Origin of the sequence: Kitasatospora sp. NPDC058046 (assembly GCF_042885595.1) — a bacterium.
GTDB lineage: Bacteria > Actinomycetota > Actinomycetes > Streptomycetales > Streptomycetaceae > Kitasatospora.
The window spans coordinates 295,552-314,616 of record NZ_JBHVRS010000006.1 but is presented as its reverse complement, the minus strand read 5'-3'; the positions used below and the strand labels follow the sequence as shown (position 1 = coordinate 314,616).

16 protein-coding genes are annotated in these 19,065 nt (G+C 74.6%); 8 read left to right on the top strand and 8 right to left on the bottom strand.

Annotation, left to right across the window (positions count from 1 at the left end; translation table 11 throughout):
• The first annotated feature begins 298 nt into the window (after nt 1–298).
• From ACFVU7_RS15820 to ACFVU7_RS15805, 4 genes are read left to right on the top strand one after another with little or no spacing between them, the layout of a single operon-like run.
• Nucleotides 299–1,858: an ABC transporter substrate-binding protein gene (locus ACFVU7_RS15820; RefSeq protein WP_388045454.1), complete on the top strand. Its 1,560-nt coding sequence runs from the start codon at nt 299–301 to the stop codon at nt 1,856–1,858.
• The gene (locus tag ACFVU7_RS15815; protein ID WP_369808294.1) at nt 1,855–2,835 is read left to right on the top strand and encodes an ABC transporter permease; all 981 of its coding nucleotides are present in this window, start codon (nt 1,855–1,857) and stop codon (nt 2,833–2,835) included. Before ACFVU7_RS15820 ends, ACFVU7_RS15815 begins: the two co-directional genes overlap by 4 nt.
• Nucleotides 2,832–3,683, top strand: coding sequence for an ABC transporter permease (locus ACFVU7_RS15810; RefSeq protein WP_117486043.1), 852 nt, complete (start codon nt 2,832–2,834; stop codon nt 3,681–3,683). Before ACFVU7_RS15815 ends, ACFVU7_RS15810 begins: the two co-directional genes overlap by 4 nt.
• Nucleotides 3,680–5,164, top strand: coding sequence for an ABC transporter ATP-binding protein (locus ACFVU7_RS15805; RefSeq protein WP_388045452.1), 1,485 nt, complete (start codon nt 3,680–3,682; stop codon nt 5,162–5,164). Before ACFVU7_RS15810 ends, ACFVU7_RS15805 begins: the two co-directional genes overlap by 4 nt.
• A 47-nt stretch (nt 5,165–5,211) precedes the next feature.
• On the opposite strand, the gene ACFVU7_RS15800 is transcribed toward ACFVU7_RS15805, so the two are convergent.
• The 4 genes from ACFVU7_RS15800 to ACFVU7_RS15785 form a co-directional block, all read right to left on the bottom strand.
• Nucleotides 5,212–5,793 carry a MarR family winged helix-turn-helix transcriptional regulator gene (locus ACFVU7_RS15800; RefSeq protein ID WP_388045450.1) on the bottom strand — a complete coding sequence of 194 codons (582 nt, stop codon included), beginning with the start codon at nt 5,791–5,793 and terminating at the stop codon, nt 5,212–5,214.
• A gap of 208 nt (nt 5,794–6,001) precedes the next feature.
• Nucleotides 6,002–6,949: a M48 family metalloprotease gene (locus ACFVU7_RS15795; protein ID WP_388045448.1), complete on the bottom strand. Its 948-nt coding sequence runs from the start codon at nt 6,947–6,949 to the stop codon at nt 6,002–6,004.
• The gene (locus ACFVU7_RS15790) at nt 6,946–7,368 is read right to left on the bottom strand and encodes a BlaI/MecI/CopY family transcriptional regulator (RefSeq protein WP_380744587.1); all 423 of its coding nucleotides are present in this window, start codon (nt 7,366–7,368) and stop codon (nt 6,946–6,948) included. Before ACFVU7_RS15790 ends, ACFVU7_RS15795 begins: the two co-directional genes overlap by 4 nt.
• Nucleotides 7,369–7,580: 212 nt before the next feature.
• Nucleotides 7,581–7,883, bottom strand: a complete 303-nt coding sequence (locus ACFVU7_RS15785) for a hypothetical protein (RefSeq protein WP_387825057.1) — start codon at nt 7,881–7,883, stop codon at nt 7,581–7,583.
• A gap of 161 nt (nt 7,884–8,044) precedes the next feature.
• Between ACFVU7_RS15785 and ACFVU7_RS15780 the strand changes: the two genes are divergently transcribed.
• From ACFVU7_RS15780 to ACFVU7_RS15770, 3 genes are read left to right on the top strand one after another with little or no spacing between them, the layout of a single operon-like run.
• On the top strand, nt 8,045–8,449 hold the full coding sequence (locus tag ACFVU7_RS15780) for a hypothetical protein (RefSeq protein ID WP_388045446.1): 405 nt from the start codon (nt 8,045–8,047) through the stop codon (nt 8,447–8,449).
• A complete protein-coding gene (locus ACFVU7_RS15775; protein WP_375873031.1) occupies nt 8,449–9,795 on the top strand; it encodes a DUF4062 domain-containing protein in 1,347 nt (448 codons plus the stop codon). Before ACFVU7_RS15780 ends, ACFVU7_RS15775 begins: the two co-directional genes overlap by 1 nt.
• Nucleotides 9,796–9,806: 11 nt before the next feature.
• The gene (locus tag ACFVU7_RS15770) at nt 9,807–10,493 is read left to right on the top strand and encodes a hypothetical protein (RefSeq protein WP_387825063.1); all 687 of its coding nucleotides are present in this window, start codon (nt 9,807–9,809) and stop codon (nt 10,491–10,493) included.
• A 72-nt stretch (nt 10,494–10,565) separates the two neighbouring features.
• Here ACFVU7_RS15770 and ACFVU7_RS15765 read toward each other — a convergent pair whose 3' ends face one another.
• The 4 genes from ACFVU7_RS15765 to ACFVU7_RS15750 form a co-directional block, all read right to left on the bottom strand.
• Nucleotides 10,566–14,654, bottom strand: coding sequence for an AAA family ATPase (locus ACFVU7_RS15765; RefSeq protein WP_388045444.1), 4,089 nt, complete (start codon nt 14,652–14,654; stop codon nt 10,566–10,568).
• 5 nt (nt 14,655–14,659) lie between these two features.
• Entirely contained in the window at nt 14,660–15,769 is a 1,110-nt protein-coding gene (locus ACFVU7_RS15760) for an effector-associated domain EAD1-containing protein (protein ID WP_380778888.1), read from the bottom strand.
• Between the two features lie 4 nt (nt 15,770–15,773).
• Entirely contained in the window at nt 15,774–16,832 is a 1,059-nt protein-coding gene (locus tag ACFVU7_RS15755) for a trypsin-like peptidase domain-containing protein (protein WP_388045442.1), read from the bottom strand.
• Between the two features lie 64 nt (nt 16,833–16,896).
• Nucleotides 16,897–18,222 carry an alpha/beta hydrolase gene (locus ACFVU7_RS15750; protein WP_388045441.1) on the bottom strand — a complete coding sequence of 442 codons (1,326 nt, stop codon included), beginning with the start codon at nt 18,220–18,222 and terminating at the stop codon, nt 16,897–16,899.
• Between the two features lie 231 nt (nt 18,223–18,453).
• On the opposite strand from ACFVU7_RS15750, the gene ACFVU7_RS15745 reads away from it, so the two are divergent.
• Nucleotides 18,454–19,065 carry a hypothetical protein gene (locus ACFVU7_RS15745; protein ID WP_388045439.1) on the top strand — a complete coding sequence of 204 codons (612 nt, stop codon included), beginning with the start codon at nt 18,454–18,456 and terminating at the stop codon, nt 19,063–19,065.

The following is a 19,065-nucleotide window of genomic DNA, read 5'->3' as shown; positions in this document are numbered from 1 at the left end:
AGCAGCGCGTGGGGCGTGGGTCCGGGGCGGCTCGAACGGCCGGACGACATGAACGTAACAACGACTTCGAAGTAAGGCAAGCCTTACCCAAATCAGATGTCTACATTTACGTAGTCTCGGCTTCCGGCGGCGGCGCACAGGCCGCTCAGGGTCAATTCTGCCGCTCACGAGGCGTTTTGGGAGCGAGGGGCGCACGGCCGGAACGAGGGTGCGCTCCGCCGGGCGGCTTGCGGGCGGCCTCGAACTTAGGGTAGGTAAGCCTAAGCAAATCGAGCGCAATCCGAATCGAGGAACGAACGTGCGCGTCACCCGACGACAGCTGCTGTGGGCCGGTGCCGGTATCGGGGCGGCCGGTGCGCTGGCCGCCTGCGGCAGCGGCACGGGCGGATCCAAGGACGCCGCACCGGCCGGTACGGCGTCCGCACAGCCCCGCGCCGGGGGAACACTGAAGGTCGGCGCCCTCGGCAAGGCCTCGGCGATCACCCGTGACCCGCACGGCACCCAGGCCAACGAGAGCGACTACCTGATCATCAGTCTGCTCTACGACACCCTCGCGATACCCGGGGACACCGCCAACACCGTCCCGCGCCTGGCCGCCTCCTGGAAGCCGTCGGAGGACCTGACGACCTGGCGCTTCACGATCGCCGACGGCGCCGTCTTCCACGACGGCACCCCCGTCACCGCCGACGACGTCGTCTGGTCGTTGCGGCGCCTGCGCGACACCCCGGCCGGCAAGAGCCGCCTGCCCGGCATCCAGCCCGAGGGCATCAGGGCCGAGGACCCGAAGACCGTCGTCCTGGTCTCCGACTACCCCAACGCGGACCTGCCGCTGCAGACCCGCCTCACCACCTTCGTCCTCAAGAAGGACACCAAGGACGACGCGATCGCCGGCGCCCCCGGCACCGGCCCGTTCAAGCTCGACTGGTACCGCGACGGCAACGCCCGCCTGGTGCGCAACGACCAGTGGTACGGCGGCAAGGTCCTCCTCGACGCCGTCGAGGTCCGCCTCTTCGAGAGCCCCCAGGCCATGGCGAACGCCCTGCTCGCCGGGCAGATCGACGTCGCCTCCAACGTCGGCGCCGTCGCCGCCCGCACCGCCGAGGCCCGCAAGGACGTCCGGATCCTGCGCCGCCCCAACGACATGGCGATGCCGATCGTCATGCGCACAGCCGACGGCCCCTTCGCCGACCCCCGGGTGCGCGAGGCGCTGAAGCTGGCGGTCGACCGCGACGCGATGGTCAAGCAGGTCCTCTCCGGCTACGGCAGCGTCGCCAACGACATCCTCGGCACCGGCGACCCCGCCCTCGCCAAGGACATCCCCCAGCGCACCCGCGACCTCGCCAAGGCCAAGCAGCTCCTCGCGGACGCCGGATTCGACACCTCCCGGACCTACGACCTCATCACCACCGAGGACATCTCCGGCCTGGCCGAGTCCGCGACCCTGTTCGCCACCCAGGTCCGCGAGGCCGGCGTGAAGATCAACGTCGTCAAGCAGGACTCCAAGGTGTTCTGGGACGCCACCTGGCTCAAGGGCACGCTCTACACGACGTACTGGGGCACCAACGACTCGGTCGTCTTCTTCGCCGCCAAGACGATGCTCTCCGACGCCGGCCAGAACGAGTCCGGCTTCAAGGACCCCGCCTTCGACGAGGCCTACCGCACCGCCATGGGCACCGCCGACGCCGCCGCGCGCGGCACGCTGCTGCACCAGCTCCAGGAGATCGAGTTCGCCAGGTCCGGCTACCTGCTGTGGGGCATGGCCGACGGCATCGACCTCGCCGGCGCCGCCGTGCGCGACCTGCCCAAGCTCCCCGGCTACGGCCGCGTCCAGCTCGAGAAGACCTGGCTGTCCCGTTGACCACCCTTCAGCCGCACGGCGTCCCGGCCCGCATCCTCCCCGGTGCGGGCCGGGTCGCCCGGCAGGCCGCCCGGCGCCTGGCCATGCTCGTCGTCCTGCTCGCCGGCGTCTTCGCCGCCGTCGAGCTCCTCCCCGGCGACGCCGCCGGCGCGACCTCCGACCGCGGCGTCACCGCCGCCGACCTCGCCGCCCGCCGCACCGCCCTCGGACTCGACCGCCCGGTCGTGGAACGCTTCTGGGACTGGATGACCGGCCTGCCCACCGGCGACCTCGGCACCACCGCGCGCGGCCAGCACGTCACCGACGTCCTCGCCGGCCCCTTCCCCAACACCCTGCTGCTCGGCACCCTGGCCCTCGCCCTGAGCACCATCGGCGCCCTCGCCCTGGGCAGTTGGGCCGCGCTGCGCCCCGGCGGGCGCACCGACCGGGCCGTCGACGCGCTCTCCACCGCCGCGTTCGCCCTGCCGGAGTTCGTCGTCTCCGTCGCCCTCCTGCTCCTGCTCTCCCAGTGGACCGGCTGGCTGCCCGCCGTCACCCTCACCGGCCCCGACGGCGCCCCCGAATCCTGGACCATGCTCGTCCTGCCGCTGCTCTCCCTGGCCGTCCCCCAGATCGGCTGGAACACCCGCATCGTGCGCGGCGCCCTCGCCGACCAGGCCGCACTGCCGCACGTCCAGGCCGCCGTCCTCGACGGCCTGCCGCGCCGGCGCGTCCTCGGCCACCACATGCTCCCCGGCGCGCTGCCCGCCATCGCCGTCGGCATCGCCACCTCCGCCGGCATGCTGCTGGGCGGCACCGTCGTCGTCGAGACCCTCTTCAACTACCCCGGCATCGGCGCCGTCCTGGCCGGAGCCATCACCGACCGCGACACCCCGCTCATCGCCGGCGTCGTGGCCGCGGCCGGCGCCGCCATCAGCCTGCTCCTGCTGCTGGCCGACCTCGTCCGCACCACCGCCCTCGGAGAGGAGCGCCGATGACCGCCGACGCCCCGACAGCAGCGGCCCCCGCGCCCGCCACCCGGCGCACGGCGCGCGCCCTCGTCCGCGCCGTCCCCGCGCTGCTCCTCGTCCTCCTCGCCCTCGTGGGGCCGTTCCTGGCGCCCCACCCGATCGACACCCCGGTCACCTTCCCGTACGCCGGGGCCGGCGCCGACGCGCCGCTCGGCGGCGACCAGCTCGGCCGCGACGTCCTCAGCCGCCTGCTGACCGGCGGCGCGCCCCTGATCGCCACCGCCCTGGCCATCGCCCTCGTCGTCACCGCCGCCGCCACCGCCCTCGGCATCCTCGCCGCCCTGCGGCCCCGGCTGGGCCGGTGGATCGAACGCCTCGCCGACCTGACGATCCTCCTGCCCTCCGTCCTCGCCATCATGCTCATCGCCCTGGCCTGGCCCGCCGGGGGACGCCTGGCCGTCGCGGCCGCCGCCGTCCTCCTGGGCATCCCGTACGCGGTGCGCATCGTCGCCGCCGCGGCCGCCCCCATCGCCGCCACCGGCTACATCGAGGCGGCGGCCGCGGGCGGCGAACGGCTGGGGCACCTGATGCTCCGCGAGGTCCTGCCCAACCTGCGCTCCACCCTGCTGGCGCTGTTCGGCCTGCGCTTCGTCGAAGGCGTCTACATCGTCTCCGTCGCCGCGTTCCTCCAGCTCGGCCCCCAGCCACCCGAGGCCGACTGGGCGCTGATGATCCGCGAGAACGCCGCGGGCATCACCCTCAACCCCTGGGCCGTCGGCGCGCCCTGCCTGGCCATCGGCCTGCTCGCCATCAGCGTCAACCTCGCCGCCGAAGCCCTCGCCCCCGCCCGGCCCACCCCGGAGACCCCGCTGTGAGCACCCCCGCTGTGAGCGCCCCCGCCCCCGCCGCCCGCGCCACCGGCCTGACCGTCATGCTCGGGGACACGCCCCTGCTCACCGACGCCGACCTCGCCCTCGTCCCGGGCCGGGTCCACGCCATCACCGGACCCTCCGGCGCCGGCAAGACCACCCTGCTGCGCGCCCTCGTCGGCGCCCTCCCGCCCGGCGCCCGCGTCAGCGCCGGCGGCGTCGACGTCCTCGGCCAGGACATCCTCGCCCTGCCGCCCGAGGACCTGCGCCGCCTCCGCCGCCACCGGCTCGCCTTCGTCGGCCAGGACCCGGGCTCCGGCCTCAACCCGCGGATGCGCGTCGAGCGCCTCGTCACCGAGACCGCCGCCGACCGCCGCCGCACCTCCGTACCCGAGCTGCTGCGCACCGTCCGGCTGCCCGCTGACGAGCGCCTCGAGCACCGCCGCACCGCGGGGCTGTCCGGCGGCCAGCAGCGCCGGGTCGCCCTCGCCCGCGCCCTCGCCCGGCGGCCGGAGATCCTCCTGCTCGACGAACCCACCGCGGGCCTCGACGCCGCCCTGCGCGACGACATCGCCGAGCTGCTGCGCGCCATCGCCGAGCGCGACGGCATCGCGATCGCCTTCACCAGCCACGACCCGGACTTCGTCGCCCGCTGCGCCGACGACGCCCTCGCCCTGTGGCCCGCGCAGGCCTCGCCGCCCGCGCCGCCCGCGCCGGCCCGCCCGGCGGCGGTGGTGGCCGAGAGCGGGCCCAGGCCTACGGAAGGCGGCGGCCCCGTGCTGAGCGTGCGGGCGCTCGGCGCCCACACGGGCAGCGGCCGCACCCGGCGCACCGTCCTCGCGGACGTCGACCTCGACCTGACCCCGGGCACCCTCACCGGAATCGTCGGCCCGTCAGGCTGCGGAAAGACCACCCTGGTCCGCACCCTAGCCGGACTCCACACGCCCGACACCGGCACCCTCACGCTTCACGACCAGCCGCTGGCCGCCTCCTACCGGCGCCGCACCCGCGACCAGCGCCGCCGCATCCAGCTCGTCCCGCAGAACCCCCTCGGCGCCCTCAACCCCGCCCGTACCGTCGGCGCCACCCTCACCCGGCCGCTGAAGCTGCACTTCGCCCTGCCCGCCGCCCGGTGCGAGGAGCGCGTCGCCGAACTGCTCGACGCCGTCGGCCTGCCCGCGCGCTACGCGGCCCGCCACCCCCACGAGCTCTCCGGCGGTCAGCGCCAGCGGGTCTCCCTGGCCCGCGCCCTGGCCGCCGAACCCGACGTGCTGCTCTGCGACGAGGTCACCTCCGCCCTCGACACCGACACCGCCGCCGCGCTCATGGACCTCCTCGACGGCCTGCGCACCGGCCGGGGCCTGGCGGTGGTCCTGGTCAGCCACGACCTTCCCCTGGTCACCGGCCGCGCCGACCACGTCCTGCCGCTCGGGGGACCGTTGTCCGCACCGTCCGTCACCAAACAGCCCGCGGGCAGCGTGCGCTGACCCGGCGCCGCACCGGCTACGGGAGCCCGCCGGTCACGGCGCCGTGCTCACCGGCCGGGCGCGGCCTTGTCCGGGCGCGCGGCCGCACCGGCGGCGGCGTCCTGCTCGACGACCCACCTCCGGCGCTGTCCGCCGGTCAGCACCCAGCGGGGGCCCGGCCGCGCGGGCGTACGGCGTCCCGCGCCGCGGCCGGCCGCCGCGCACACCCGCCGCAGCAGGGAGTTGAGCTCGGCGCGCTGGCCCTTCGTCAACGGGGCGAGCAGGTCCTCCTGGACGGCGGAGGCGTCCTCGTGCAGCACGTCCAGCGCCGCCTGCCCGGCCGGGGTGATCGTCAGCACTTCCTGCCGTCCGCCGATGTGGACGACCATGGAGTGCACCAGGCCCGCCGACAGCAGGTCGTCCAGCGCCTGGTCGGCGTCGGTCCCGGTCGCGGCGGCGCGCTCGACGAGGTCGTGGCGCCCGTGCGGCCCCAGCTGGGCGAGCGCGGACAGCAGCGTCTGGTGGGCGCGGCCCATCCCGCGCGAGTCGAGGCGGTCGGCCAGCAGGTGGTCGGCCGCCCGGCCGGCCGTCGACAGGAGGTAGACGGTCTGTTCGAAGGGGCTCGTCGACCCCGTCCTCCCGTCGTACACAGCAGGTCCAATCGTCCGGGAAGGCCGCCGTGTTCTCGGGCCGGGGGCCACAGGGGTGGCATCCGCACGGGAGCGCCGGGCCCCGGGACCGGGTGGACACGGTCCCCGACGGACGGCTGACCGTCGACGGACGACGGCGGCACGGCCCGCGCACGCAAGCCGAGGCTCACCATACCCGGGCCCGAACAGTTGGTCTACATCGATGTCGTCAAACGGTGCCGTGCGCCAGCAGGGCCCGGGCCGCGTACTCGACGTACTCGTGCAGCCCGTAGGCCAGGCCCACGCCGAGCAGGGCCGCGACCGCGACGGCCGCGAGCAGGGCGACGGCGGCCCGTGCCCGGTGCCCGGTCGGCCGGGCGGGCGCGGGGCCCAGGAGCGCCTGGACGCGCTGGGGCACCGGACCGGAGCTCACCGACAGCAGCGGGCCCGTGGCGTGGCGGACGGACGGCGACCCGGCCAGGGCCGCCCGGGCGATGGCCGTCGCGGCGGTGCGCCGGTCGGCGACCGCGCGGGCGGCCTGCTCGTCGGCCCACCGCTCCAGGTGGAAGTCGAGGCCGGCCCGCAGCCGGCCCAGCGCCGGGTGGACGGCGGCGGCGAGGTCCGCGGCGGCGGAGAGCAGATGGTGGCGGCCCCTCAGGTGGGCGCGCTCGTGGGCGAGCAGCACCGCCCGCTCCGTCGGCCCCAGCGCGCGGAGCATGCCGGCCGAGACGACGACCCGGCCGGGGCGCCCCCGGTGGGCGGGCAGGGCGAAGGCCTCCGCTTCCTCGCCCGCCACCACGAGCAGGTCGCCGTCGCTGGTCGCGCCGCCGGTCAGCTCCCAGGCGCGGGCGAGGAGCGCGCGCTGCCTCCGCCACCGCCGCCCCAGCCGTACGGCCTGGACGGCCAGCAGCACCCCGGCGGTGCCGGACACCGGCACCACGGCGGGCCACCGGGCGAGGACGCGGGACAGCGGCAGGTGCTCCAGGCCCGCCAGGAACGGGACGTGGAACAGGCCGACGAGGGCCGCGGCGGTGCCGCCCGCCAGCAGGACGGCCGCGCCGGCGAGGGTGAACGAGGCCTCGCGCGGCGGCAGCAGGACGGCCAGGCGGCGGGCCGCCGGCACCGCGGCCCAGGGGACCAGCAGGGCCAGGGCGACGAGCACCAGGACCAGGCTCATGCGCGGTCCTCGGGTTCGGCGGCGGCTCCAGCAGTGGCCTCGGCCTCGGGGCGGGTGTCGAGGAGCAGGCGGCGCAGGACGTCCTCGTCGTCCTCGGACAGCGAGGAGACGAACCGCTTCAGCACCAGGTCGCGCTGGGGCTCCTTCTCCAGCTCCCGGCGCATCCGCCCGGCGGCCAGTCCGGCGGCGTCCTCCACGGGGGCGTAGGCGAAGGACCGCCCGGGGCGGGAGCGGACCAGGGTGCCCTTCTCGTGCAGGCGGGTGAGGATCGTCGCCACGGTGGTGCGGGCCAGCCCCTGGTTCAGGGTCTCCTTGACCTGCTGGGCGGTCAGCGGCTCCCCGGCCGCCCACAGCACCGCCAGCACGTCCGCGACCAGCTCCCCGTGCGGACGTCTGGCGTCCCGACCGCCACCCAGCATCTCCACTCCCGTTCTCGCAGCTCTCCGGCAGGCACACCGGAGCGGGCCGCGCGCGCCGGGATGTGAGGTCCGTACCGCCGCCGCCCGCGCCGAGGGCGAAGCGCCCTCGATATTAGGTGTGCCTAAGCTAACTTTACGGGCCGCTGACACCGCGCTGCCCGGGGGACCGTCGAACGCGGTCCCCCGGGCAGCGCGGTGTCCACGGAGTGCCGTCAGGCCGAGCCGTTCGGGCTTACCCAGTTGTACTGGCGCTGGTCCTCGGATGTCTTCTCCCCCTGTGGTCGCAGCCCGTCGGCGAGGATGATCTCGGGGGTCCGGATGGACCCCCGCCAGAGGACGTCCTGGTCCGAACACCAGGTCAGTTTCGGTCGTGTCTCTTTCACCGGCGCGTCGGGATCGGCCGTGGTGTCCTTCCACTGGGTGTACCAGTCGTCGGCGAGCGGGGCGGACCGAATGGTGTGAAGACGCCGGGCGCGCCGATCCCGGCCGCCCGGCGCACCCTCCTTTCCGGGCACCCCGTACGGGCCACCCGGCGCACCGGGAGCCGGTCCCGACGGCGCGGCGGTATCCGTCGCCGGATGCGCGACCCGGTTCGGGGCTCTTCCGGAGCGTGGTGCGAGCGGGGGCCGGGTACTACGGTCTCACCGGGTTGTCGCTGTGATGGAGGGCATCGCACATGCGCCTGCTGTTTTGGTCAACGGCCTCGGCCTGTACGGGTGTTGCGGTCGCGCTCGCGCTGTGGGCGGTGCTCGGGGACGCCGCCGGGGCCGAGCGGGCCAGCGCCGTCGTCGGGGCGGTCGTCGGACTCGCCGGGCTCGTCGCCTCGGTGTACGCGCTGCGTCGCGGCGGGCAGGACGACGGCGGCGCCGTCCGGGCCGCCGGACGCGGTGCCGTCGCCGCCGGGGGGAGCGTGACGGGCAACGCGATCGGCGCCGACAGCAGGGTCACGGGGGCGCCGCCGACCCCGCGCGGGGTGTCCGGGCCGGGGCGGGCCGTGTCGGCCGAGGGCGAGGGAGCGGTGGCCGCGGGGGGCGATGTCGCCGGGAACGCGCTGGGCGAGGGCGGCGAGGTGGCCGGCTGATGCCGGGGTCGCGCTTCCGGCGGCGCAGGCCGCAGGACCCGGGAGAGCCGGAGCGGCCGGCCGAGCACGTGGAGGTGCGGGGCGGCGGGGTCGGTGCCGGGGCCGACGTCGCCGGCAACGCCATCGGCCCGCGCAGCTCGGTGACGAACAACTTCAACTACTACGGGCCGGCGGAGTCCGACGCCCACCCCGGCGCCCCGGCGTCGTCGGGCACCGCGCCGCCGGCCGGCACCGCCCCTGACGAGCGCCGCTACCAGGTGTTCGTGAGCTCGACCAGCCTGGACCTGAAGCAGCACCGCGAGGCCGTCATCGACGAGCTGGTCAAGGAGGGGTACATCCCCTCCGGCATGGAGCTGTTCGACGCGCGGGCGGAGGGCGCCTGGGAGGTCGTCGAGCGGGTGATCAACGACTGCGACTACCTCGTCCTCATCCTCGGAGCGCGGTACGGGGACGTCGGCGCGGGGACCGTCAGCTTCACGGAACGGGAGTACGACCACGCCCGCTCGCTGGACAAGCCCATCCTGGTGTTCGTCCACGCCGACCCCGTCGAACTGCACACCGACAGCTGGCAGCCGACGCCGGAGGACGCGCAGCGGCTGGCCGTCTTCCGCGAGAAGGTGCGGCGGGAGCGGCTCTGGAGGTCCTGGCGCACCGTCGCCGACCTGCGCAACGACGTCACCAGGGCGCTGCGGCTGGCGGTCCGGCACACTCCCCAGCCCGGCTGGGTCAAGGGCAATTCGATCGCGCACACCTTCTCCGCCGAATGGCAGAACCTGGTGGCCCCGGGGACGCAGATCGGTGTGGCCCGGATCAGCGTGGACGGGCAGGCCGGCAACGCCCTGAGCGAGAACCTCGGGAAGGCCTCGTCGATCGGGATCATGTCCACCAGCGGAAAGCGGCTGATCGAGATCCAGACGCCCTACCTGACGAAGGCACTCGCGGCCGGCTCCCGGATCCGCGTCCTGGTGCCGACGCCCGACGGGCAGTTCCTCGCCGACGTCGACGAGTCCGAGTCGCTGTGGGACCAGCGCTCGCCGATCGCGGCCGAGGTGCGCGAGGTGGAGGCCCGGCTGCGGTCGATCGTCCGCGAGGCCGGGGCGCGCAGCACGGCCGCCGGATCGATCGAGATCGGGTTCTTCACCACGCACCTGCGGTCCACGATGATTCTCTGCGACCGGACCTGGGGATGGGTCACGCTGACCCTGCCGCCGGCGCGGGCCCCGGAGACCCCGTCCCTGGAACTGCGCGGGACCCGGGACTTCGGTCTGATCGACGCCTGCTGGAAGCACTTCGACCGGACCTGGGCCATCGTCGAGGAGCGCGGCGAAGTGAGGACGATATCGTGAGGCGGTCTGCGATGGACTTACGTGACACGGCGGCCCTGTCCCCTGCTACAGCGGGGCGGTGGCGCGAGCGGCTCTCCACGGCCCAGGCCTTCATGCGGGCACGGCGCCACCTGCCGGGCGTGCTGATCGAGGTGGCGGCCCAGCACCCGCTGGCCGACCGGGCCGTGCCGGGCGAGGAGTTCGAGGCCCGGCTGCGGCGCGGCCACGAGCTCTACCGGGGCTACCTGGAGGCCGGGCGGCCGGTGGAGGTCTACGTGCCGGGCAGTCGCCACCGGCACCTCGGGGTGGAGGACGAGAACAGCCTCAGCCGGGCCGGCGGGGAGTTCCTGGAGAAGCTCGGCGTGCCGGCCCCGGCCGTGCGCGGCGACGACCTCAACGAGCGGTACAAGGGCGAGGCCGGCGTCTACGGCTCCGCCGACGAGTGCTTCGTCGCCGCCTCGTACTTCAGGGACGGCGGGTTCGGCACGCTCGTCTCGGTCTGCTCGCCGGCCCAGATGATGCGCAAGACCCTGCACTACCTGCAGTTCGGGGTCTACCCGCTGACCCACACGGCGCCGACGCCGGAGGGCTTCCACGACTTCCTCTACGAGCTCCTGGTCGCCGTGCCCGAGGTCATGGGCACCGACGACACGCTCCAGGACCCCGGCTCGGACGGCGCCGAGCGCCTGCGCTCCGACCGCCGCCCCTCGACGGGCTGACACCCGCCGGAGGCGGAACGGCGGAGCGGGCGGCTGGAGCTGCGGGCTCCGGCCGCCCGTCCGCCGGTGGGGTCAGTCGGGGCCGGTGGTGAGGAGGAGGTCGCTGACGCGGTCGGGGCCGGAGGTGACGGTGACCCGGTAGAGGCCCGGGCGGGGGAGGGTGACGGCGGCGACCAGGGTCGCGTCGCTGAGGAGCAGCCGGGGCGTGGCGACGGTCGCCCCGGTGGCCTCGTCGGTGATGCGGCAGGCGGCGTCGTCCGGTGACGCACCGTGCACCATGAGCGGCCAGGGCTGGCCCGGGACGGTCGTCTCGGGGAGGGACAGGCCGAGGCCCGGGCGTTGGAGGGCGTGGCTGACCGGGCGGGGCCGCACGGCGGCCGGCCGCCGGTCGGTCAGGACGGACCGGACGAGTTCCAGGACGTGCGGATCGGAGCAGAGGGTGCCGTGCCGGCCGGACACGAACAGCACGGCGTTCGAGGCGGAGGGCGCGGCGGCGTCGCGCGGGACGAGGCCGTCCCCGCCGCGGTCCCAGCGGACGGCCTCGCCGGACTCGCTCCGGTACGGGCGGCCGTCGTCGTGGGCGCGGGGTGCCGTCAGCACCGGTTCGAGGCCGTCCCCGGCCAACCGCAGGCCCTGCACGGTCGGTTGGCCGATGCCGACCACGGCGCGGGTGCGGGGGAGGAAGGCCGCGCGGGACTCCGCCGCCCGCGCCGCCATGGCGGCGGCGGCGAGCTCCGGATCGCCGCCGAGGCGGCGGACGTCGTCGAGGTCCAGCCGGCGCAGCGCGTCGTCGGTCTCGACGCAGCGGAAGGTCGGCAGCAGGTCGTACACCCCCGGCAGGGTGGCGGCCAGCCCGGACAGTGGGCGCGGGAGGAACCGGCGGCGGCCGCCCAGCATCTCGGCGACCGCGGGGGTGCCGTGGAAGGGCGTGGCGATGGTGACCAGGTCGCGGGTGAGCGCCGCCAGCCGGGAGTCGGCCGCCAGCGCCGCCCGGGCGACGAGTCCGCCGGTGGAGTGGGCGACGAAGACCAGCCGGGGCTCCTCGTCGGGCACCCCCGCCCGACGGCGGTGCGGGCTCGCGCGCCAGGCCGCCAGGTGGCGGTGGGCGGCCTCACCCAGCAGACGCGCGTTCACCTCGGCGGAGAGCCGCCAGTCGTAGGGGAACGGCAGGACGGCGTCCTCGTGGAGGACGGTGGCGTGCAGGGCGTCCAGCAGGGGCTGGTAGGTCTCCAGGCCGCCGAGCGCCGAGAGCCAGGCCGGGGCGCGCAGCAGGCCGTCGGGGTGCAGGCGGCCGGTCCGGCCCGCCCGCTCGTCGGGGGTGACGCGCAGCGAGGAGTCGTCGGTGAGGCTCAGCCGGAGGAGGGCGGTGGGTCTGAGGTCGCCCCAGACGTGCCGGCCGGTCTCGGTGTCGAGGAGCGAACTGCCCATGTGGCCGGGGAGGAGGACGACGGCGTCGTGGGTGGTGTCGCGGGCGGGGGCGGAGGGTGCGGCGAAGTCCACCTCGTGCCGGAGGTTCTCCACCACGGCGTTGTTCAGGGCCTCGGCGTGCTTGCCTCCTGCGCCGAGGTAGGTGTTGACGGCGTCGCCGAAGTCCACGCTGGTGGGGGCGGGGCCTGAGGGGTCGGTGTCGGTCGCGGGCAGTGGAACGCTGACGCCGGTGGCCCTGGTGAAGTCGCGCAGCTCCTCCGGGGTGAGGGAATCGAGCAGGGCGGCATCACCTCCGTCGGAGAGGTCGAGGCCGGAATGCTGGGTGGTATAGGAGACCAACTCGGGCGCATCGTCGCCGAGTTCGGCGGCGATGAGTCGGATGATCTCGGGGTTCTGGGTGACATCGCGCTGGTCCAGATCACTGACGAGCGCGAGTGTACGGGCGCGGAGCTTTCGGGCGTCGGGTGAGTCGAGCGACCCGCTGTCCCGGTGCAGGCGCAGGAGTGCCGACATGATTCCGAGAGTGATCACCCTGTCCTCGATGGCCTCGGCCGCGAGGAGGGCCCGGTTGAGCAGGTCGTGGGCCGAGGCGAAGTCTCCTTGACTCCTGGCGCTTTGGGCGCGGGCCATGAACATGCCCGTCGCGGTGGTCGGGTCGGGCTCGGTGGTGAGAACGTCGTCGGCCAGGGCATCCACCTCGTCCCAACGCTGCAGGGTGGCGAGGGCCGAGATGCGCAGACCGACGATCCGGATGCGAGGGCGCTCTCCGAGGAGTGTCAGCACGTCCTCCGGGCGGTCGTCCAGGAGGAACTGGTCTCCGGCGCGCCTTGCCTGCCGGGCCCACGTCTCGTCGTCGGCCTGCGCTCGGAGCTCCGCGGAGACGATGTTCCCCATCCGCTCGGCGAGGTAGACCTGCGAACAGGGCGGCAGCTCGTCGTTGGCCGGCTCCAGCAGCCGGCCCGCCTCCTCCTCCCACCGGGCGTCCAGGGTGGCGGTCGGTTCGCCGAGGGCCAGCCGGTGGTACAGCTCCTCGACCCGGTCGCCGGCGTCCTCGTAGTGGGCGGCCGCCCGGCGGTGGATCAGCTCCACGACCTCGGCGTGGTCGCGGCGGAGCAGTGGCAGCATGACGGCGCGCACGTCGGCCCGGTGGAGGACCGCGTCCTGCCCCGGTACCTCCTCGACGAGGGAGACCTCGTCCCGGAAGCGGTGGAACAGGCCCCACGCGCGGTCCTCGTCCACGGCGCCGAGCCCGCACGGTTCGGCCAGGACGTGGCGGATGACCTCCGGTGTGACCTTCCGGACGATCAGGCCGGGGCTGGCGATGCGGCGCAGGTCCGGGTCCTCCAGGTGGTCGAGGATGCGCCGGTACAGCACGCCCTGGACGGTCTCGGCCTCCAGTTTCCGTCGGAGCTGGTCGTGCAGCGCCGGGTCCCGCAGGGCGTCGGCCTCGCGGCGGAGCAGGGCGGCGGCCAGCTTGAGGTTGAGCGGGCTCCGGCCGACGGTGTCGGTGACCAGGTCGAGTTCCTCGTCGGTGCGCCCGGCGAGTTCGGCGACCTGGCGGCGCAGGTAGTGGCGGGCCGTCGGCGGGTCGAAGCCTTCCAGCGGGAGGGAACGGAAGCGGGGGTCGTCGACGGGCGCGCGGCCGGCGGCGACGACGCGCAGGTTCGGGCAGCTCCACCGCAGGTCGTCCAGGGCCTGCAGCAGGCGGCGCTGGGCGTACTGGCCGCGCCGCTGCACCCGCTCGAAGGTGTCGAGGACGAGCAGCGGCGCCCGGCCGCCGTGCTCGGTCCCGAAGGCCGCCAGGAAGGTGCCGACCCGGTGGAGCAGTACGTCGGTGTCGTGGCGGCGTGAGGTCCGGCGCCCGGAGGAGGAGCTGCGGTCCCGCTCCGACCGGAGGTCGGCGGCGATGGTGCGGCGGAGGGAGTGCTCCAGGGCGTCGGCCCGCTCGCGCATGGCCGGTGCCAGCAGCGCGACCTGGCGGACGGCTTCGGCCAGGACGGTGAGCGGGCGTTCCGGGGCCAGCTCGGGTCGCTCGAAGGTCAGGTAGACGTGGGCGACCGGGTCCGCTCCGGCGCGGTCCAGGAGGAAGCGTGACAGCAGCGTGGACTTGCCGACGCCGCCCGGCCCGTGCACCAGGAGCCAGGGGGAGTAGCCGTTCCTGGCGTCGACGTAGTCGGTCAGCGTGCCGAGTTCGTCCTCCCGTCCGGTGAAGCTCTCGTCGGCGAGGGCCTGGAGCGGTTGCAGCAGCCGGGCCCGCTTGAGGTGGTGCTGCACCTCGTCGGCGGAGGGCAGGTCGAGTCCGTGGTCGGCGAGGGCGGCCCGGGTGCGGGGGGCGTCGCGGAACCAGCCGACCACGGTGAGGGCCGCGTACAGCTCGTCGAAGTGCTGTGCCTCCAGCGGCGGGTTCCGTGCGGCGAGGAATCGTTCGGCCCAGTCGCGTGCGGCGTCGCCTTCCGTACGCGGGGCGGCGGTGAGGGTGGCCAGCAGGCGTTCCGGACGGCCCAGGGTCTCGATGGTGTGGCTGCGGACCTCGGGGGCGAGCCGCCAGCGGCGGCCGTCCCGGGTGGTGACCCGTTCGCAGTCCTGGGTGAGGAAGTCCCGCAGGAGCGCGCCGGGTTCGGCCGCGTCCGCGCCCGGGGCGGTCGCCGCCAGGCTCTCGGCGGTGAACGCGCCCAGCAGGACGGTCCGTTCACGGTAGACGGCGTCGGGCATCGGGGCGAGGGTCTCGGTCACCGTCGTCAACATCCCTGGTAGAGGCTTCGGCCGAGGCCGGCGGCCGTGTGCTGGATCGCGGTGGTCAGGGGGAGCGGGCCGTCGGGGAGGCAGCCGTCGTGGCCGGTCTCGCTCAGCACCTTGGCGGCGAGGCCGCGGGCCGTGTCGGCGTCGATCGGGCGGCCGGCTTCCGCCGCGACCGTCCGGAAGAAGTCGTGGAGGTCCTCGATGCCGATCGGGCCCAGCTGCTCCCGGGCGGTGTACCCCTCGACGTCCGGCGGCAGCCAGCCGTCGTAGGCGAGCAGCACGATCCGCAGCCGGTCCGCCATCTCCTCCTCGACCACCGCCTGCACCAGCCGGACGACCGCGCGCAGGGCGGGTTCGGTGAAGCGGACGGACTCCGAGTCGTCGAAGACGAGCCAGTGCCGGGGCTGCGCCGGGACGGACCGCCGCTCCTCCCGCATCCGGCCCCTGAGCTGGCTGACCAGCCGGTCGGCCTGCTGGTCCTCGGAGGAGTGGTGGTCGATCCGCACGCTCCACTCCCGGAACTCGTCGTTGAGGAATCCGGTGAGTTCGGCCACCCGGACCGGCTCGGTGTACTCGCTCAGCCGGATCCGGCAGGGGTGGATCCCCTGGCTCGCGAGCACGTGGTGGATGAGGAACCAGGTGAAGGTCCGGCCGGTCCGCGGACCGCCTTCGACGGTGAGCACGCGGTGGCCGCGGTCGAGGACCATCTCCCGCAGCCGGGAGCGGAGGGACGTCCGGTCGAAGAAGGCGCGCTGCCGGTCGTTGATCAGCCCGTGGCCGAACGGGTCGGTGGTCTGTTCGGCGGGTTGCGAGGTGCGCTGCTCGGCGAGCAGGTACGCGAACACCGGTGAGGCGGCCCGGGAGTTCGGGTCCTCGGCGACGACCTCGACGAGCCTGCGCAGCCGTCCGGTCGCCGCGGCCTTCTCGACGATGTCCGGCCAGACGTCGAGCATCGCCCCCTGCCAGGCGATCTCCGCCTCGGCGATGCCGGCGCGGGCGACGACCTGCCGGGCCGGCTGCGGGAGGCCGTACGTGTACATGAGGGCCCTGAGCAGTTCCGCGGCTCTGGGGTCCTCGTTCGGGAACGCGCGCAGGTCCAGCAGTGCCACCGGCTCACCTCACCCCGGCGGCGGCCAGGCCCTCGGCCACCCGCTCGATCCGGAGGCCCTCGTTGCGGAACTCCGAGGCGCTGAGCCGTTGCCCGATGCGGACGTGGCCCCGGTGCAGGGCGACCAGCCGCCAGCGCTCGTCGAAGACGGGGGCGCCGGAGGAGCCGTACTCGGTGTCGGTCCAGTACTGCACGACCTGCTCGTCCACGTGCCGGACGACGTTGTGCCGGGCGGCGAGCTTCTTCACCAGGCCGTGCGGGTGCTGGATGATGCAGACCCGGTCGCCCTCGGCGACGGTGGCCCGGTCGGGGATCGGCACCACCAGGGCGTCCTCGGGCAGGGGCTCGGCGGCGCGGACCACGGCCCAGTCGCCCTCGGGCCGGCCGACGGCGGTGGCGGGGGCGCAGCGGACGGTGCGGTACCTGAGCTCCCGCCCGTCGAGGTCCTGCTCGTAGCCGAACCAGGCCTCGACCGCCTCGGCGGGCCGGCCGTCGGAGTACAGGACGTGGTGGTTGGTCAGCAGGAGGTCGGGCCCGATCCGGAAGGCGGTGCCGTAGCAGGCCTGGCCGTCGGCGTGGGTGACCAGCAGGCGGCAGACGGCGGTGGCGAGTTCGGCGCCGCGGCGCAGGAACGCGACGTCCTGGAACCCGGAGGCGCGGAAGATCTGGCGTTCCTGTTCGTCCGGGTCCCGGAAGGCGGCCCAGGTGCCCGACGGGAGCTCCGGCTCGGGGGCGGGGAGCACGGGCCGGGTGGCGAGCAGTTCGCGGACGCGGGCGGCGAGCGCCTGGTCGGGGCCCGCGGCGATCCGGTCGAGCAGCGGGCGGAGCTTCTCCTGTTTCCGGGCGACGGTGATGAGGTCGAACCAGACGAGGGACATCGGCTGGTCCCAGTTGACCTCGGCCGGGGCGATGCCCGCCTGCTGGGTCAGCTCCAGCACCGGGTTGACCCGGAAGTGGACGGAGGCGAGCAGGTCGCGGAGTTCGACGGCACCGGGGTCGGTCCACCGGAAGGGGTAGCTGTCCAGGAAGTGGGTCGTTCGCGGTGCGGGGTTCGTCGTCGCCATGCCCTGTGTGCTCGCTCGTCGGAGAGGGGGAAGTCGTGCTGCCGGGGAGGATTCGCGAGGATCGTTACGGCTGGAAGGCCCAGTACGCGCCGTCCGGGTGCGGGACCCGGGCCAGCCCGTAGCGCTGGGACGGCCGGTGGCCGTGGCGCAGCAGCCCGTACAGGTCGGAGAGGACGGACCGGTGGTCGCCCGGGTAGGAGTGGCCCGTCAGGCCGGTGTCGAGCTCGGAGACGTCGACGGTGTCCAGACCGGGTGCGACCACCACGCCCGGGCCGGCCTGGCCCGCCCGGGGGTGTTCGGCGAGGAGGCGGGAGGCGGCGAGCGCGCGGTCGTTGGCGGAGACGTAGAGGGTGCAGCCGCGCGCCTGGTTGACGATCCGGGGCACGAGCTGGCGGAACACCTCGGCGTCGACGTCGGGCGCGGTGAAGACGACCTGCCCGAGCCGGCCCGCGCCCTCGGGGAGCGCGGTGGTGTCCAGGTCGGCCAGCGCGTCGACGACCACCCGGTTGCCCATGCTGTGGGCGACGACGTGCAGTTCGTCGACGCCGGTGTCCGTCAGCACGTGCCGCAGGAACTCCTGGAAGTACGGGACGGCCCGGCGGGCGGCGTTGCCGTCGGCCGCGTAGTCGGTGACGGAGGCCTTGGACGGCCAGCTGTACAGCATGGGGAGGCCGGTGAAGTTCAGGTCGTAGGCGATCTGGGCGGCGCGGACGGCGGCGTCGGCGAAGGAGACGTTGTATCCGTGGACGAACACCAGTGCCGATCGGGGGGTTTCGCCGTCCCCGGGGAGGTGGTGGCCATGGGCGCGCTCGGCGAACCCGGCGGCGGTGAGCGGCGTGATGTCGCCGAGCTGGGTGTCCCGGGCCGGGTTGGTGCGGAACCGCAGCCGCCACCAGCGGGGCTTCTCGACGGCGCCGATGCGGTGGTCGTCGGGGACGCTCACCACGGCTTCCCCGTACGACAGTTGGCCGCGGTCGCCGCCGTAGGCCGCGCTGGTGCCGCTCCCGCCGGCCGGCGCGCGGTCGGTGGCGTAGAGGACGGGGACGAGCAGTGAGCGCAGCGCCGTGCCCCAGGAGGGCGGGGGCGCGTCCGGGCCGAAACGCTCCTGGCCGTCGACGAGCGCGTCGAACGCGGCGACGAGGAGGTCGCCCAGAGGCGGGTAGGCCTCGAAGGCGGCGGCCACCGCCTGGGCGGCCTCCTCGACGGGATCGGCCCCGTCGGCCCCTTCGGTCCCGGCTGACGGCGCACCGCCGCGCGCGCTCTCCAGGGCGCGCAGCGCCACCAGGACCTCCGCCTCCAGACGCTCGCGCTCGGCCTCGGACAGGCTGTCGGGCACCTTCGGCCAGACCCGGGCGACGGCCGGCTCCAGCACCTCCCACATGTCCACCATCGTCCCCCACCTGGCTTGTTCACGACGTACCCGACGGCGTGACAACGCGACAACACGTGTCGAACCGGATCGCTCGCATCATAGGTCGTGGAGGGCCGCGCGCGGGCGGTTCGCCCAGGTCCGGTGCCGGATCGGGCCACTGTCACGAATACGTACCGGGGAGAATCTGAGGATGTATCAGAAATCGGAGCACGCCTGACGGTTGACAGGGCCGCGTGTTAGCTTCCGATCGTGTCCCCATCAACTCCGCTCCCGCTCCCGCTGGCCTTCGACACCGCCGGCCTCGAACCGTTCGACGAAGGCCGGTGGTTCGTCCCGGACTCCTGGAACGACGTGGTGGTGCTGAGCGTGCGCGAGGCGCTGCCGCCCGCCCCCGTCTGGCTGGACGGGATCGAGGCGCTGCGGGTGACCCTGGCGCGCGGCCACGCCGCGGCCGGCGGCTCGCTGCTGGAGGCGGAAGCGGTGTCGCTGGGCGGTGTTCCGGCGCTCTACACCCTGGTGTCCGAACGACTGCCCGGATCCCGCACCGGCTTCCGGTTCCGGGGCTCGTTCCTGCTCGCCAGGTCGACCGTCACCGCCGTGCTGACCGGCCAGTTCCAGGAGTCGGGCGTCACCGGCGTCCGCGAGTCGATGGTGCGCCTCAAGCTCGACCCGGCGGGGACGGACAGCGGCGGCCACCCGTACGACCCGGAGCTGCCGTACGAGCGCAGCCACGCCGCCGACTGGGACCCGATGTTCCCGAGGCACGCCCTCTCGCTGGCCCGGGCCTGGGCCCGGACGGTGTGCCGGACGGCCGTGGTGGCACCGGCGTTCGCCGCGCTGCCGCCGTACCGGGCCGCCTGA

Coding starts and splice junctions, on each gene's coding strand:
- ACFVU7_RS15810 (WP_117486043.1), top strand. CDS start 2,832: ATGACCGCCGACGCCCCGACAGCAGCGGCCCCCGCGCCCGCCACCCGG.
- ACFVU7_RS15795 (WP_388045448.1), bottom strand. CDS start 6,949: ATGAGCCTGGTCCTGGTGCTCGTCGCCCTGGCCCTGCTGGTCCCCTGG.
- ACFVU7_RS15790 (WP_380744587.1), bottom strand. CDS start 7,368: ATGCTGGGTGGCGGTCGGGACGCCAGACGTCCGCACGGGGAGCTGGTC.
- ACFVU7_RS15780 (WP_388045446.1), top strand. CDS start 8,045: ATGCGCCTGCTGTTTTGGTCAACGGCCTCGGCCTGTACGGGTGTTGCG.
- ACFVU7_RS15775 (WP_375873031.1), top strand. CDS start 8,449: ATGCCGGGGTCGCGCTTCCGGCGGCGCAGGCCGCAGGACCCGGGAGAG.
- ACFVU7_RS15770 (WP_387825063.1), top strand. CDS start 9,807: ATGGACTTACGTGACACGGCGGCCCTGTCCCCTGCTACAGCGGGGCGG.
- ACFVU7_RS15755 (WP_388045442.1), bottom strand. CDS start 16,832: ATGGCGACGACGAACCCCGCACCGCGAACGACCCACTTCCTGGACAGC.
- ACFVU7_RS15750 (WP_388045441.1), bottom strand. CDS start 18,222: ATGGTGGACATGTGGGAGGTGCTGGAGCCGGCCGTCGCCCGGGTCTGG.